This is a genomic window from Streptomyces phyllanthi, assembly GCF_009377205.1.
Taxonomy (GTDB): Bacteria; Actinomycetota; Actinomycetes; order Streptomycetales; family Streptomycetaceae; genus Streptomyces; species Streptomyces phyllanthi.
This window is the reverse complement of record NZ_VJZE01000220.1, coordinates 1-14,514: the sequence shown is the minus strand read 5'-3', so window position 1 is coordinate 14,514 and position 14,514 is coordinate 1. Positions and strand designations below refer to the sequence as shown.

The window sequence follows — 14,514 nt, the reverse complement described above, 5'->3', positions numbered from 1 at the left end:
CTCCACGACCTCGGCCAGCTGCCCGAGCGGATCACCGTCCGCGCCGGCCGGCACCGGCTTCACCGCCACCAGGGAGGCGTCGCCCCCGAACGGCTTCGACACCGGCGACGACTCCGCCAGCATCAGCCGGAACGGCGCGTCCAGCAGATCCCCGTACAGATCCCCCGCCACGGCCCGGGCATGATCCGGCTCCCCGGCCAGCAGCATGCGCAGGACGGCCGTCCCGATCCGCTGCTCCGCCACGTGCAACGACAGGGACCGCTCCGTCGTCAGCGTCAGCAGTGCTATGGCCGAGTGCACGGCGTACCGCTCGGCGGTCCCCAGCGCCGCCGCCGTCCCCACGGCCAGTGCGGCCCGCGACCGCCGCCCGGTGCCGAGGGTGTGCAACTCGATCCGGTCGCCACTGCCACCAGGGCCCTCCCCGCCCTCACCGACGACCACCGCGCTCGCGGGCGCCGACCGCTCCCGCAGCCTCTCGACGTCCGCCGTGATCCGCGCGGCCCGCCGCCCCGCCCACTCGGGGGCGGTCGCCACCACGGCACCGGAGGCGTCGTACAGGGCGGCCCACCCGTCGACCTGTCCGGCGAGCGCGGCGAGCAGCCCCTCGGGCCCGGCGTTCATCGCATGCCTGGTGAGTTCCCGCTGGGCCGCGAACCCGGCCGTCACGGCCCGGTACTGGTCGGCGGCGATGGCGGCGGAGACCGCCTTGCTGATGGCCAGGAACGGTGTGCGCCGCGGCACCTCGAGGAGCGGCAGTTCCTCCCGCCCCGCCGCGTCGACGAGCGCCTCGGGCACCTCGTCGTAGTTCACCCCGACGCCGAACCCCAGCCCGACGACCCCCGCCCGCACCAGCCGCTTCACATACCGCCGCATCGCCTCGGGGTCCTCCGCGTCCAGCTTGAGCGCGGTGGTCAGCAGCAGCTCCCCGCCCTCCATGTACGGAACGGGGTCGGCGAGTTCGCTCACGTGCGCCCAGCGGACGGGTACGTCCAGCCGGTCCGCGCCGGCGCGCACGGTCAGCTTGAGCGCGGAGTGGTGGACGAGTGAGGCGAGCGTGGGGGGCATGTGGCCTTCAACTGGACGAGATGTATGAACAGCCTATGCCGATTCCACCCGATCGTATGGTCACCCGGTTGCCCGATGTCCAGTTGCGCAGGTCAGCGCCGTAGGTTCACCAGCAGCGGAGGCGCGTGCTCCCCCTTCACATTCGTCAGCGACAGCACCGCGTGCCCCGGTGGCACCCCGTGGGCCAGTTCGGAGGCGGACCACCGCTCCCGCTCGACCTGCCGCACGGTGACGGCCCGTGCGGTCGGCGCGTGCCCGGTGATCACGCGCCGCAGCATGTGGAGGGCCTTCCCGGCCGGTGTCTCCGCGATGATCTGCCGGTCGGTGACGTCCCGGGCCTCGATCCACTCCTTGCCCCACACCTCGGCGAAGTCCTGCCCGTCCCAGGGGGTGAGCCCGGACAGCGCCATCCGGCACCCGGTCGCCCCGAGCAGTGGCCCGCGCAGCGGCCGGGGCACGTCGTCGAGGGTGCGCAGGGTCAGGACGACCCCGGCGTGGGCGGACCGCAGCCGCTGGATCCCGCGTACGGCCTCGGGGGTCACCACGCCCGTGGCGTCGTCGAGGACGAGGCAGGCGAACAGCGACCTGTCCTCCCTGACCGCCGTGCTCGCGGTGAACTGCGCGAGCACCAGCCGGGCCAGGATCCGCGAGGCGTCCGCGTGCCCGCGCTCGGGCAGGTCGACGCGCACCCGCACGGGGTGGTCGAGCGCTTTCAGGGAGAAGGGCCGGGACCGCCCGGAGGTGTCGAAGAAGCCGGCGAAGGCGGGCCGGTCCAGCAGCGCCACCCGGTCCGCGAGGACGGTCCCCACATCGCCGGGGTGGCCCAGCTGCCGTTCTCGCGCGTCGAGTTCGCGGATCAGGGCCTCCTGTCCCGCGTCCTGAAGCGCCTTGCGCAGCGCGCCCAGCGGTCCGGGCGCGCCGTCCAGCAGCTGCCGCAGCTCGGGGACGGACGGGAAACGCCCGTGGACGGCCCGGTACGGCCCGAGGAGCTGGGCGAGCACCGTGGTGGAGCGGCGGCTGTCGCCTCCCGGGTGCGGGTCGGCCAGGTCCCCGACCAGCGCCTCGGCGAGCACGGCGGCCGCCTCGTCGGGGTCGGCGGTGCCGCCGTACAGGTCGAGGTCGTACACGGATTCGGGGTTCCCGACGCGTACGACGACGTCGTACGCGTCCGCGGGCCCGAGCCCGGCACCCGCGGCACCGACCACGACGACCGCGGCCCGCCCGGCGAGCGCGTGCAGGCACAGCGACTCGGCGATGGGCCGGACGACGGAGCCGGTCTTGCCGGAGCCGGCCGGGCCGACGGCGACGAGCGAGGTGCCGAGCAGGTCGGGACCGAGGGCGAGGCCGGCCCCGCGGTAGGCGTACGGATTGCGGGAGTCGTCCACGGTGGTCCCCAGCCGTACCTGTCCGGTGGCCAGATCGTGCTGGGCGAGCCGCCCCGGAAGGTCACGTGCGCCGGAGGGGTGGAGACAGGCGGCGGCACCCTCCTCGAGGACGGCCGAGCTGAACGTGGCGAGGCTGTGCCGGCCACTGCGGACGCCCTGCCAGGCACGCAGGATCCGGGCGTGGTCGACGTCCCGCATGTGCCCGGCGCGGGCCTCGGCGGCGAGCCGCTCGGCGGCGTCGGCGGCTCCGGCGGCGCGCAGCTGGTTCCACTGGGCGGGGTCGTCCTGCGGTTCGGGGACCGCCTCCTGGGGCTGCTGCCGACGGAAGCGGGGGGCGACGAAGCGGCGCCACACCTCACCCCAGCGGCCGAGCCTGCCGACTCCGACCATGATCGCCAGGGCGATGAGGAAGGTGTAGCCGTTGTAGAGGAGGGCGTTGCCGATCCGGCTGTCGCTGTACAGCCAGGAATCGGGGGCGAGGAGCTGGAGCGGCAGTATCCACCAGCTGCCGAGGTACCCGTTCTGCAACAACGACCACAGCAGCCACCCCACCAGAAACGCGATCAGCGCCCCGCTCAGCAGCTGCCGCGCGGGAATCTCCTCCGGCTCCTCGTCCGGCCGCGGCCGGTGCCCGAACCGCCACACCCCCGGCGCCGCCTCCGGCCGGGGCGCCCGCACCCACGCCAGGAACGCCGAGCCGTCCGGCAGCGGAGGCACCCCGGGCGCCACCGAGGGCATCGGCGGCACCGCGGAGCGGTCCGGCGGCCCCGCCGGGCGCGGCACAGGGTTCGCATGCGTACCCCGCGCGTCCTGCGTCCCGTCGCTGTCCATCGCCCTTGCCCCCTGACCAGCCGCTCCGTCCACCATCAGCGAGTCAATCTAACGCCCCCGGAAGGGCAGTTCACCGTTTACGCGGCCGGAGGCCCACGCCTGCCCCGTCGCACCGCCATGTCCACCGCGGACAACCTGACACCTCGACAACGCCCACATGGAGCATGCCCGCCCCTGCGTCCCGGACCTAGCCTGCGAGGAAAGAAGGCAAGCGTCCGAAAAGCACCCCCGTTCGCCGGCCCGATCCCCCGGCCCGCCGTACGCAAGATCACAGGGAGTCCTCATGACCGCACTTCCGCAGGAGCGCCGTGTCGTCACCGCCGTCCCCGGTCCGAAGTCGCAGGAGTTGCAGGCCCGTCGTGCCGCGTCGGTCGCGCGGGGCGTGGGTTCGGTGCTGCCCGTGTTCGCGGCGCGCGCGGGCGGCGGGATCGTCGAGGACGTCGACGGCAACCGGTTCATCGACTTCGGCTCCGGTATCGCGGTGACGAGCGTCGGCGCCTCCGCCGAGGCCGTCGTACGCCGGGCCACCGAGCAGCTCCAGGACTTCACCCACACCTGTTTCATGGTCACGCCGTACGAGGGCTACGTCGCCGTCGCCGAGGCGCTGGCCGAGCTCACTCCGGGCGACCACGCCAAGAAGTCCGCCCTGTTCAACAGCGGCGCCGAGGCCGTGGAGAACGCCGTCAAGGTCGCGCGCTCCTACACCGGGCGCCAGGCGGTCGTCGTCTTCGACCACGGCTACCACGGCCGGACGAACCTCACCATGGCACTGACCTCGAAGAACATGCCGTACAAGCACGGCTTCGGCCCGTTCGCGCCCGAGGTGTACCGCGTGCCGCTCGCCTACGGCTACCGCTGGCCGACCGGCCCCGCGAACGCGGGCCCGGAGGCCGCCGCGCAGGCCGTCGACCAGATCGCCAAGCAGATCGGCCCGGAGAACGTGGCCGCGATCGTCATCGAGCCGGTCCTCGGCGAGGGCGGCTTCATCGAGCCGGCGAAGGGCTTCCTGCCGGCCCTCAGGAAGTTCGCCTCCGACCACGGCATCGTGTTCGTCGCGGACGAGATCCAGTCCGGGTTCTGCCGTACGGGTCAGTGGTTCGCGTGCGAGGACGAGGGCGTCGTCCCCGACCTGATCACCACGGCCAAGGGCATCGCGGGCGGTCTGCCGCTCGCCGCGGTGACGGGACGCGCCGAGATCATGGACGCCGCGCACGCGGGCGGCCTCGGCGGCACGTACGGGGGCAACCCGGTGGCCTGCGCGGGTGCGCTGGGCTCGATCGAGACGATGAAGGAGCTCGACCTCAACGCCCGGGCGAAGGCGATCGAGGCGACGATGAAGGCCCGGCTGACCGCCATGGCCGAGAAGTTCGACGTCATCGGCGACGTACGCGGCCGGGGCGCCATGATCGCGATCGAGCTGGTCAAGGACCGCACCACCAAGGAGCCGGCCCCGGAGACGACCGCCGCGCTCGCGAAGGCCTGCCACCAGGAGGGCCTGCTGGTCCTGACCTGTGGCACGTACGGCAACGTGCTGCGCTTCCTGCCCCCGCTGGTCATCGGCGAGGACCTCCTGACCGAGGGCCTCGACATCCTCGAGCAGGCGTTCACTCGGATCTGAGTGCGAAAAGCCCTCTTTTTATTGTCGTCCCTGAATGCCGCCCGGATTCCGGGTACGGGGCGACAACAGTCAGAGGGCGTGAAGAACATGTGCAAGGTAGCTGTGAGGCCATGATTCCGGCTGTCGCGGCTGTTTCTCCTGGCGTAGGTTCTCCAGCAGATGAGAGATACACCCCGCCCACAGGGGACTGTGGGTGACACCGGGACGGGGCCTCCCCAGCTTCGCCCTGGTCGTGCCCTCGCGCACACACCCGGAGCTTCCGGCTCCGAATCTCCTCACCGATCGGATGGCCGCTCGCCCCAAACCCCCCGGGGCGCGCGGCACACCGATCCGGACGGCGGCCCCGGAACTTCCCCCCCTGTTCCGGGGTCGCCGACCTTCCTCCTCCTCTTCTGTTTCCTGGGTCTTCCGGCCCTCCTGCTCGCACTGATCACCTGGCAGGTCGTCGTCCGCGGGCCCCTCGCCCGCGTGGACGAACGCCTCAGCGACGCCCTCGTCGACCGGCACGGTTTCGCGGACTTCCTCGCCGACCTCGGCAATGTCACGGTCGCCGTACCGGTCATGACCGTGGTGCTGCTCCATGTCGCCGTCCGGGCCCGCCGGGCCGGCAGGGACCGCTGGTGGGTGCCCTCGGTGGCGGCGGGCGTCCTGATGCTCCTCGTGCCGGCGCTGGTCATCCCCCTGAAGGAGCTGATCGACCGCCCGGGCCCACCGATCATGGGCCCGGGCACCGGCTGGTACCCCTCGGGCCACACGGCGACCGCCTGTGTCGCGTACGGGGGCGCGCTCCTGGTCCTGTGGCCCTGGCTGCGGGGTCCGCGCGTACGCGGACCGATCGCCCTCGTGTGCGTCGTGCTGAACCTCGCGGTCCCCGCCGGGCTGATCCGGATGGGCTACCACTGGCCCCTGGACGTGGTGGCCAGCTGGTGCCTGTGCGCGATGCTGCTCTTCGCGCTGTGGCTGTTCCTCCGCCGCCGCTGACGGTCACGCCCGACGACGGTCACCGCCGCCGCCGGCGGTCACCTGCCCGACGACGGTGCTGACGGTCAGCTGTCGAAGCCCAGCCCCAGCCGGTCCATTGTCCTCAGCCACAGGTTGCGCCGCCCGCCGCGCGCGTCCGCCCGGGCCAGTGACCACTTGGTGAGTGCGATCCCGGTCCAGGCGAACGGTTCGGGCGGGAAGGGCAGCGGCTTCCTGCGGACCATCTCCAGTTCCGTCCGCTCCGTGCGCTCCCCCGCGAGCAGGTCCAGCATCACGTCCGCGCCGAACCGGGTCGCGCCCACGCCCAGGCCCGTGAAGCCCGCCGCGTACGCGACCCGGCCCTGGTGCGCCGTACCGAAGAAGGCCGAGAAGCGTGAGCAGGTGTCGATGGCTCCGCCCCACGCGTGGGTGAAGCGGACGCCCTCCAGCTGCGGGAAGCAGGTGAAGAAGTGCCCTGCGAGCTTGGCGTAGGTCTCCGGCCGGTCGTCGTACTCGGCGCGCACCCGGCCGCCGTACGGGTAGACGGCGTCGTACCCGCCCCACAGGACGCGGTTGTCGGCGGAGAGCCGGAAGTAGTGGAACTGGTTGGCGCTGTCGCCGAGGCCCTGCCGGTTCCGCCAGCCGATGGAGGCCAGTTGCCCGGGGGTGAGCGGCTCGGTCATCAGGGCGTAGTCGTAGACGGGCACGGTGTACGCGCGGACACGCCGGACGAGGCTGGGAAAGACGTTCGTGCCGAGGGCGACCTGGCGGGCGCGGACCGTGCCGTACGGGGTGCGGACGGCCATGCCGCCGCCGTACGGCTTGAGGGTCAGCGCCGGGGTGTGCTCGTGGACGCGGACGCCGAGTCCGAGGCAGGCCCGCTTGAGGCCCCACGCGAGCTTGGCGGGGTGGAGCATGGCCACGCCCCGGCGGTCGTGGAGGCCGGCCAGGAAGGTCGGCGAGTGGACCTGTTCCCGTACGGCTTCGGTGTCCAGGAACTCGGTGCCGTCCGCGAGGCCGCGCCGCTCCGTCTCCTCGTGCCAGGCGCGCAGTGCCGCGGCCTGGTGGGGCTCGGTGGCGACATCGATCTCGCCGGTGCGCTCGAAGTCGCAGTCGAGGGAGTAGCGGGCGACCGCGGCCTCGATCGCGTCGAGGTTGCGGGCGCCCAGCTCCTGCAGTCCGTGGATCTCGTCGGGCCAGCGGGCGAGGCCGTTGGCCAGGCCGTGGGTGAGGGAGGCGGCGCAGAAGCCGCCGTTGCGGCCCGAGGCGGCCCAGCCCGTCTCCCGGCCCTCCACCAGCACGACGTCCCGCCGCGGGTCGCGCTCCTTCGCGAGGAGCGCGGTCCACAGTCCGCTGTAGCCGCCGCCGACTACCAGCAGATCGCAGGTCTCCGCACCGGTGAGCGCGGGCTCGGGGCGGGGTCTGCCGGGGTCGTCCAGCCAGTACGGGACCGGCTGGGCCTCGGAGAGGGATTTCGTCCAGCGATGTGCAAGGGTCATGGCGCTTGGGGCCATGATGTCAACTCCCCACGAATGAAATGACTTTTACGCCGCTTTTTGTCTCTTGCGGCGATTCCCGACGGCCATTCCGGCCAGTACGCACAGGACGGCGACGACGAACATGGCCGTTCCTATGACATTGATCTGTACGGGTGTTCCGCGCTGTGCCGAACCCCAGACGAACATGGGGAAGGTGACGAGCGCGCCCGCGTTGAAATTGGTGATGATGAAGTCGTCGAAGGAGAGCGCGAAGGCGAGCAACGCGCCCGCGGCGATTCCAGGGGCCGCGATCGGGAGGGTCACCCGGACGAAGGTCTGCACCGGACCGGCGTACAGGTCCCGTGCCGCTTCCTCCAGCCGCGGATCCATCGACATCACGCGCGCCTTGACGGCGACCACGACGAAGCTGAGGCAGAACATGATGTGGGCGATCAGGATCGTCCAGAAGCCCAGCTGCGCGCCCAGGTTGAGGAACAGGGTCAGCAGGGACGCGGCCATCACGACCTCGGGCATCGCCATCGGCAGGAAGATCAGCGAGTTGACGGCCCCTCGCGCCCGGAAGCGGTAACGCACCAGCGCGAAGGCGATCATCGTGCCGAGGACCGTGGCCCCGAGCGTCGCCCAGGCCGCGATCTGCAGGCTGATCGAGAGGGAGCCGCAGAGGTCGGCGACCCCGCAGGGATCGGTCCAGGCGTCCGTCGAGAACTTCTGCCAGGTGTAGTTGAAGCGGCCCTTCGGATCGTTGAAGGAGAACACCGTGACGACGACGTTCGGCAGGAGCAGATATCCGAGCGTCAGCAGACCCGCGATGACGACGAGACGGCTCCTGAGCCGGCGTAGGAAGGCCATCAGACGAGATCCTCCGTCCCGGACTTGCGGATGTAGAGCGTGACCATGATGAGGATCGCGGCCATGAGGATGAAGGAGAGAGCCGCGGCCGTCGGATAGTCGAGGATCCGCAGGAACTGCGTCTGGATGACGTTGCCGACCATGCGGGTGTCTGTGGAGCCGAGCAGATCGGCGTTCACGTAGTCGCCGCTCGCCGGGATGAAGGTGAGCAGCGTGCCGGAGACGACACCGGGCATGGACAGCGGGAAGGTGACCTTGCGGAACGTCGTGAACGGTGTCGCGTACAGGTCGCCCGCCGCCTCGTGCAGCCGCCCGTCGATGCGTTCCAGGGAGGTGTAGAGCGGCAGGATCATGAACGGCAGGAAGTTGTACGTCAGTCCGCAGATCACCGCCAGCGGGGTGGCGAGGACGCGGTCCCCTGCGGTGATGCCGAGCCAGCTGGTGACGTCGAGGACGTGCAGCGTGTTGAGGGCGCCGACGACCGGGCCGCCGTCCGCGAGGATCGTCTTCCAGGCGAGCGTACGGATCAGGAAGCTGGTGAAGAACGGCGCGATCACCAGGATCAGGATCAGGTTGCGCCAGCGGCCCGCCCGGAACGCGATCAGGTACGCCAGCGGATAGCCCAGCAGCAGGCACAGCACGGTCGCGGAGCCCGCGTACAGCACCGAGCGCAGGAACTGCGGCCAGTACTCGGACAGGGCGTCCCAGTAGGTCGCGAAGTGCCAGGTGACCTGGTAGCCCTCCTCCAGGGAGCCCGTCTGCACGGACGTGGAGGCCTGGTAGACCATCGGCATCACGAAGAAGACCAGCAGCCACAGGATGCCGGGCAGGAGCAGCCAGTACGGGACGAGGCGGCCGCGTCCGGGCGGGGGCTTCTGCTCGGGCGTGGCGGGCGCGAGAGGCGGTGGCGCCTCGGTGACTGCGGCCATCAGGCGGCCTCCTCCCCGATGTCCTGGACGCCCGCGTCGATGTCCTGGGCGGCGTCCAGGCCGAAGGTGTGGGCCGGGCTCCAGTGCAGGACCACCTCGGCGCCGGGGGCCAGTCGGGCGTCCCGGTCGACGTTCTGCGCGTACACCTCCAGCTCCGGGCAGACCGGGCTGTCGATCACGTACTGGGTGGAGACGCCGATGAAGCTGCTGCCGGCGATCCTCCCGGTGACGCGGTTGCGCCCGGCCGGTATCCCGCCCGCGTCGTCGGCGTGCACGAGGGAGATCTTCTCGGGGCGCACACCGACCAGGAGCCTGCCGCCGGCCGTCACGGGTGCCGGGCAGCGGGCCTCGGGGAGGGTGAGCTTGCAGTCGCCGGCCTTGACGACGATGTCGCCGCCGCCCCGGGAGTCGACCTCGGCCTCGATGAGGTTCGAGGTGCCGAGGAAGTTGGCGACGAACGTGGTTCTCGGGTTCTCGTACAGGTCGGTGGGCGGGCCGAGCTGTTCGACCCGGCCGGCGTTCATCACGGCGACCGTGTCGGCCATCGTCATGGCCTCCTCCTGGTCGTGCGTGACATGGATGAAGGTGATGCCGACCTCCGTCTGGATGCGCTTGAGTTCGAGCTGCATCTGGCGGCGCAGTTTGAGGTCGAGGGCGCCGAGGGGCTCGTCGAGGAGGAGCACCTTGGGGTGGTTGATCAGCGCGCGGGCGACGGCGACGCGCTGTTGCTGGCCGCCGGAGAGCTGGTGGGGCTTCTTACGGGCCTGCTCGCCGAGCTGGACGAGCTCCAGCATCTCCTCGACCTGCTTCTTCACGGACCTGATGCCGCGTCTGCGCAGCCCGAAGGCGACGTTCTCGAAGATGTCGAGGTGCGGGAAGAGCGCGTACGACTGGAAGACGGTGTTCACGGGCCGTTTGTGGGGCGGCAGACGGGTCACGTCCTGCTCCCCCAGCGACACGGTCCCCGAAGTGGGCTCCTCCAGGCCCGCGATCATGCGCAGGGTCGTGGTCTTGCCGCAGCCGGAGGCCCCGAGGAGAGCGAAGAAGGAACCCTGGGGCACGGTCAGGTCGAGCGGGTGGACGGCGGTGAAGGAGCCGTACGTCTTGCCGATCCCGGAGAGGCGGACATCGCCGCCGGTGTCTGTCGTCGTCTTCATCGTCGTCACGCCCCAGTCAGCTTCGCGAACTTCTCTTCGTACGCCGTCTCTTCCTTGCCGCTCAGCAGGCGGAAGGAACGGGACTTGGCGGCCATGGCCCGGTCGGGGATGATCAGCGGGTTGTTCGCCGCGTCCCTGTCGATCTTCTCCAGCTCCGCCTTCACCCCGTCGACGGGGCAGACGTAGTTGATGTAGGCGGCGAGTTCGGCGGCTGGCTTCGGCTCGTAGTAGTAGTCCATCAGCCGCTCGGCGTTCGTCTTGTGACGTGCCTTGTTGGGGATGAGCATGTTGTCCGTGGACGTCATGTAGCCGCTGTCCGGGATGACGAAGTCGACGTCCGGGCTGTCCGCCTTCAGCTGGACGACGTCACCTGCCCAGGCGATACAGGCCGCGAGGTCGCCCTTGGTCAGGTCCGACGTGTAGTCGTTGCCGGTGAAGCGGCGGATCTGACCGTTGTCGACGCCCTTCTGGAGGCGGGCGATCGCCGCGTCGTAGTCGTCGTCGGTGAACGAGGCGGGGTCCTTGCCCATGTCGAGCAGGGTCATGCCGACGGTGTCGCGCATCTCGGTGAGGAAGCCGACACGCCCCTTCAGTTTGGGGTTGTCGAGCATGTCGGAGACCGAGGTCACCTCGACGCCGTCGAGGGCCTTCCTGTTGAACGCGATGACGGTCGAGATGCCCTGCCAGGGGTACGAGTAGGCGCGGCCCGGGTCCCAGTCGGGGCTGCGGAACTGGGCGGACAGGTTGGCGTACGCGTGCGGCAGGTTGGCCGGGTCCAGTTTCTGCACCCATCCGAGGCGGATGAGACGGCCCGCCAGCCAGTCGGTGAGGACGATGAGGTCGCGTCCGGTGTCCTGGCCCGCGGCGAGCTGCGGTTTGATCTTGCCGAAGAACTCGTTGTTGTCGTTGATGTCCTCGGTGTACTTGACCTTGACGCCGGTCCGCTTGGTGAAGGCGTCGAGCGTGGGGTGGTGCTTCTCGCTCTCGTCGACGTCCATGTACTCGGTCCAGTTGGAGAAGTCGACCACCTTCTCCTCTGCCGAGTGGTCCTCCGCGGAGACGCCGCCCTGGCTCTTGCCCGCCGCCGGGATCCCGCAGGCGCTCAGCGCGCCGGCGCCGCCGAGCGCGAGCGCGCCGCCCGCGGAGGCGCGCAGCAGCGAACGGCGGGTCAGGGCGGCCCTGCCGCTGCGGAAGCTGCGCCGCATCGCGGCCAGCTGGGCCGGGGAGAGGCGTTCGGGCTCGTACTGCTCCATGCGCGTGGTGCCCTTCCGGAGGTGTGGCCGTGGTCGGCGGCCTGCTACAGCTGTCGGTCCCCGAAGACGGTGCGGTGCCAGTCCTTGCGGGCCACCGCCGTGTTGTCGAACATGACATGCTTGATCTGCGTGTATTCCTCGAACGAATACGAGGACATGTCCTTGCCGAAGCCGGATGCCTGGTACCCGCCGTGGGGCATCTCGCTGATGATCGGGATGTGGTCGTTGATCCATACGCAGCCGGCACGGATCTCGCGGGTGGCACGATTCGCCCGGTAGACGTCACGGGTCCAGGCGGAGGCGGCGAGCCCGTACGGGGTGTCGTTGGCGAGCCGGAGACCCTCGTCGTCGCCGTCGAAGGGCAGGGCCACGAGGACCGGCCCGAAGATCTCGGACTGGACGGCCTCGCTGCCCTGGGGCGCGTCGGCGATGAGCGTGGGCCGGTAGTACGCGCCCTTCTCCAACTCCCCACCGGGTGCCTGTCCCCCGGTCACCACGCGCGCGTAGGCACGCGCCCGGTCGACGAAGCCCGCCACCCGGTCGCGCTGGACGTGCGAGATCAGCGGGCCGAGGTCGGTACCCGGCGCGAAGGGGTCACCGAGGCGGACGCTCTCCATGAGGGCGGCCGTCCGCTCGACGAACTCCTCGTAGAGGGGCCTTTGCACGTACGCGCGCGTGGCGGCCGTGCAGTCCTGCCCGGTGTTGATGAGCGCGCCCGCGACGGCACCGTGGACGGCCGCCTCCAGGTCCGCGTCGTCGAAGACGACGAAGGGTGCCTTGCCGCCGAGCTCCAGATGGATCCGCTTGACGGTGGCGGTGGCGATCTCCGCGACCCTTCTGCCGACGGCAGTGGACCCGGTGAACGAGGTCATGGCCACGTCCGGGTGCGCGACAAGGTGCTGACCGGCCTCTTCGCCGGTTCCGGTGACGATGTTGACGACCCCGTCCGGGATCCCGGCGTCCGTGGCGGCCTGCGCGAAGAGGAGCGAGGTCAGCGGGGTGAGCTCGGAGGGCTTCAGGACGATCGTGTTGCCCGCGGCGATCGCCGGGAGGATCTTCCAGGCGGCCATCTGGAGCGGGTAGTTCCAGGGGGCGATGGAGCCGACCACACCGATGGGTTCACGGCGTACGTACGAGGTGTGGTCGCCGGAGTACTCGCCGGCGGACTGCCCCTGCAGCTGCCGGGCGGCACCGGCGAAGAAGGCGGTGTTGTCGATCGTGCCCGGCACGTCGAACTCCCGCGTCAGCTTCAGCGGCTTGCCGCACTGGAGCGACTCGGCCCGGGCGAACTCCTCGGCCCGGTCGGCGAGTACGGCGGCGAAGCGGTTCAGGGCGTCGGAGCGCTCACCGGGGGTGGCGGCGGCCCAGCCGGGGAACGCCTCGCGCGCGGCGGCGACGGCGGCGTCCACGTCCCGTGTGCCGGCCGGCTCGTACGTGTACACCTCGTCGCCGGTGGCCGGGTCGACGACCGCGTACGTACGGCCGGAGGTGCCCGTGGCCGGGCGGCCCGCGATGTACTGCGCGCCGTCCGGGAAGCGGTCCCGGGCCGGGAATCGGTCCGGGGTGGCGGTACCCGGGTTGTGCATGTGGCTCTCCTCCGTGTCCCCCGCTTCGGGCCGACGTAGCTCAGGCTCGATTTGAGTGCCGATCCTGACAGAGCAACCCCATACCAACAAGTGATTCCGTTGTTGCCTTTTGGTTACGCGACGGAATCTGTCGAGCGGCTGCCGAACGAGAACGGGCGGGCCCGCGGGGCCGGGGAAAACCCGGGCGGCACTGTCAGTGGTGCGTGCCAGACTCGTCGGCATGGGAAAAATCGATTCTTGGGACGCCCTGATCAGGGAGGTCCACGCGGGGACAAGGGTCACGTACCTCCACTTCTGGGGTCACCGGCCGCGGCCCGACGGCCGGGTGGGTGCGAGCTGTCTGAGCCAGTGGTGGCCGTCGCCGTTCACGGTGGACGGCGTCGAGTACGCGACGGCGGAGCACTGGATGATGGCGTCGAAGGCCCGGCTGTTCGGCGACGCGGAGGCGGAGAAGAAGGCCGTCACGGCCACGAGTCCCGCGCTCGCGAAGAAGGCCGGACGGCTGGTGCGCGGCTTCGACGACTCCACATGGGAGCGGGAGCGGTTCGGGATCGTCGTCGAGGGCAGCGTCCACAAGTTCGCCGCGCACGCCGACCTTCAGGGGTTCCTGCTGGGCACGGGCAACCGGGTGCTGGTGGAGGCCAGCCCGGTGGACCGGGTGTGGGGTATCGGGCTGGCCGCCGACGACGAGCGCGCCGGTGACCCCGAGCGCTGGCGCGGACCGAACCTGCTGGGGTTCGCGCTGATGGAGGCGCGGGAGCGCCTCGCGCGGGCGGCCCAGGGCCTGTCCCACCCCGAGCCTGAGCCGTCGGACAGGGCCTAGTCGTGGCCTAGTCGTGCCCTGGCCGGGGGTCGTGCGCCGTGTGAGGCACGACCAGTGAGGTGGAGTGGCCGTCGCCGAAGGGGGCATCGTTGTCCGCGCCCCCGCCACCCTCGGGGAGCACCACGAAGTAGAGGAGCGCGAGCAGCCCCAGCGCGATGCCGACCGCCCCGCAGATCATCCCGGCCAGGGCCTGCCCCGGGTTCGTCGCCTCGCCCCGGCGTGCCTTGCCGTGACCGATGACGCCGAAGATCAGGGCGAGCGCCCCCAGCACGATGGCCAGCGGCCACAGACAGAACAGGACCGCCCCGATGATCCCGAGGGAGAGCGAGGCGATCCCCATGCCGTTGCTCGGCTCGGGCGGCATCCCGGGCCAGCCGTAACCCGCGGCGCCCTGGTAAAGAGCGTGGGGGTACGAGGTCCGGGGGTACGGGGCGAACTGGTTCCCGTGGCCCGGGTGGCCCGGGTGACCCACGTAGCCCGGGTACTGGGGGTATCCGTACGGCACCTGGCCCGGGCCGTCGGGGCTGATGGGCGGCGGAGGGACGGGCTCGCCCCGGCC

General features: G+C 71.0%; 12 protein-coding genes. 3 read left to right on the top strand and 9 right to left on the bottom strand.

Annotated features, from left to right (window positions below; translation table 11 throughout):
* Window positions 1–1,065, bottom strand: a 1,065-nt coding sequence (locus FNH04_RS26665; protein WP_194236827.1) for a PucR family transcriptional regulator ligand-binding domain-containing protein, incomplete at its 3' end; no start/stop codon positions are given.
* Between the two features lie 92 nt (window positions 1,066–1,157).
* A complete protein-coding gene (locus tag FNH04_RS26660; RefSeq protein WP_152788342.1) occupies window positions 1,158–3,281 on the bottom strand; it encodes an ATP-binding protein in 2,124 nt (707 codons plus the stop codon).
* A gap of 283 nt (window positions 3,282–3,564) precedes the next feature.
* Between FNH04_RS26660 and gabT the strand changes: the two genes are divergently transcribed.
* Together gabT and FNH04_RS49090 are read left to right on the top strand one after the other, a co-directional pair.
* A complete protein-coding gene (gene gabT / locus FNH04_RS26655) occupies window positions 3,565–4,899 on the top strand; it encodes a 4-aminobutyrate--2-oxoglutarate transaminase (protein ID WP_152788341.1) in 1,335 nt (444 codons plus the stop codon).
* Window positions 4,900–5,367: 468 nt separating this feature from the next.
* Window positions 5,368–5,880 carry a phosphatase PAP2 family protein gene (locus FNH04_RS49090; protein WP_322723934.1) on the top strand — a complete coding sequence of 171 codons (513 nt, stop codon included), beginning with the start codon at window positions 5,368–5,370 and terminating at the stop codon, window positions 5,878–5,880.
* A gap of 65 nt (window positions 5,881–5,945) precedes the next feature.
* Here the strand turns inward: FNH04_RS49090 and FNH04_RS26645 are convergent, their stop codons facing one another.
* From FNH04_RS26645 to FNH04_RS26620, 6 genes are read right to left on the bottom strand one after another with little or no spacing between them, the layout of a single operon-like run.
* Window positions 5,946–7,373, bottom strand: coding sequence for an NAD(P)/FAD-dependent oxidoreductase (locus FNH04_RS26645; protein ID WP_152788339.1), 1,428 nt, complete (start codon window positions 7,371–7,373; stop codon window positions 5,946–5,948).
* A gap of 30 nt (window positions 7,374–7,403) precedes the next feature.
* Window positions 7,404–8,207: an ABC transporter permease gene (locus FNH04_RS26640; protein WP_152788338.1), complete on the bottom strand. Its 804-nt coding sequence runs from the start codon at window positions 8,205–8,207 to the stop codon at window positions 7,404–7,406.
* Window positions 8,207–9,136 (bottom strand): ABC transporter permease, encoded by a 930-nt coding sequence (locus tag FNH04_RS26635; protein WP_152788337.1) that lies wholly within the window; start codon window positions 9,134–9,136, stop codon window positions 8,207–8,209. Before FNH04_RS26635 ends, FNH04_RS26640 begins: the two co-directional genes overlap by 1 nt.
* The gene (locus FNH04_RS26630; protein WP_152788336.1) at window positions 9,136–10,293 is read right to left on the bottom strand and encodes an ABC transporter ATP-binding protein; all 1,158 of its coding nucleotides are present in this window, start codon (window positions 10,291–10,293) and stop codon (window positions 9,136–9,138) included. The genes FNH04_RS26635 and FNH04_RS26630 overlap by 1 nt, the downstream gene beginning before the upstream one ends.
* A gap of 5 nt (window positions 10,294–10,298) precedes the next feature.
* Window positions 10,299–11,546 (bottom strand): polyamine ABC transporter substrate-binding protein, encoded by a 1,248-nt coding sequence (locus FNH04_RS26625; RefSeq protein WP_152788335.1) that lies wholly within the window; start codon window positions 11,544–11,546, stop codon window positions 10,299–10,301.
* Window positions 11,547–11,590: 44 nt separating this feature from the next.
* Window positions 11,591–13,132: a gamma-aminobutyraldehyde dehydrogenase gene (locus FNH04_RS26620; RefSeq protein WP_152788334.1), complete on the bottom strand. Its 1,542-nt coding sequence runs from the start codon at window positions 13,130–13,132 to the stop codon at window positions 11,591–11,593.
* Window positions 13,133–13,352: 220 nt separating this feature from the next.
* On the opposite strand from FNH04_RS26620, the gene FNH04_RS26615 reads away from it, so the two are divergent.
* On the top strand, window positions 13,353–13,955 hold the full coding sequence (locus FNH04_RS26615; RefSeq protein ID WP_194236826.1) for an NADAR family protein: 603 nt from the start codon (window positions 13,353–13,355) through the stop codon (window positions 13,953–13,955).
* 7 nt (window positions 13,956–13,962) lie between these two features.
* Here FNH04_RS26615 and FNH04_RS47900 read toward each other — a convergent pair.
* On the bottom strand, window positions 13,963–14,514 hold a 552-nt coding region (locus tag FNH04_RS47900; protein ID WP_228031631.1), incomplete at its 5' end, for a DUF4190 domain-containing protein.

What these genes read in the sequence shown, in the direction of transcription:
- FNH04_RS26660 (WP_152788342.1), bottom strand. Translation starts at nt 3,281, where the DNA reads ATGGACAGCGACGGGACGCAGGACGCGCGGGGTACGCATGCGAACCCT.
- gabT (WP_152788341.1), top strand. Translation starts at nt 3,565, where the DNA reads ATGACCGCACTTCCGCAGGAGCGCCGTGTCGTCACCGCCGTCCCCGGT.
- FNH04_RS26645 (WP_152788339.1), bottom strand. Translation starts at nt 7,373, where the DNA reads ATGGCCCCAAGCGCCATGACCCTTGCACATCGCTGGACGAAATCCCTC.
- FNH04_RS26640 (WP_152788338.1), bottom strand. Translation starts at nt 8,207, where the DNA reads ATGGCCTTCCTACGCCGGCTCAGGAGCCGTCTCGTCGTCATCGCGGGT.
- FNH04_RS26635 (WP_152788337.1), bottom strand. Translation starts at nt 9,136, where the DNA reads ATGGCCGCAGTCACCGAGGCGCCACCGCCTCTCGCGCCCGCCACGCCC.
- FNH04_RS26630 (WP_152788336.1), bottom strand. Translation starts at nt 10,293, where the DNA reads ATGAAGACGACGACAGACACCGGCGGCGATGTCCGCCTCTCCGGGATC.
- FNH04_RS26625 (WP_152788335.1), bottom strand. Translation starts at nt 11,546, where the DNA reads ATGGAGCAGTACGAGCCCGAACGCCTCTCCCCGGCCCAGCTGGCCGCG.
- FNH04_RS26620 (WP_152788334.1), bottom strand. Translation starts at nt 13,132, where the DNA reads ATGCACAACCCGGGTACCGCCACCCCGGACCGATTCCCGGCCCGGGAC.
- FNH04_RS26615 (WP_194236826.1), top strand. Translation starts at nt 13,353, where the DNA reads ATGGGAAAAATCGATTCTTGGGACGCCCTGATCAGGGAGGTCCACGCG.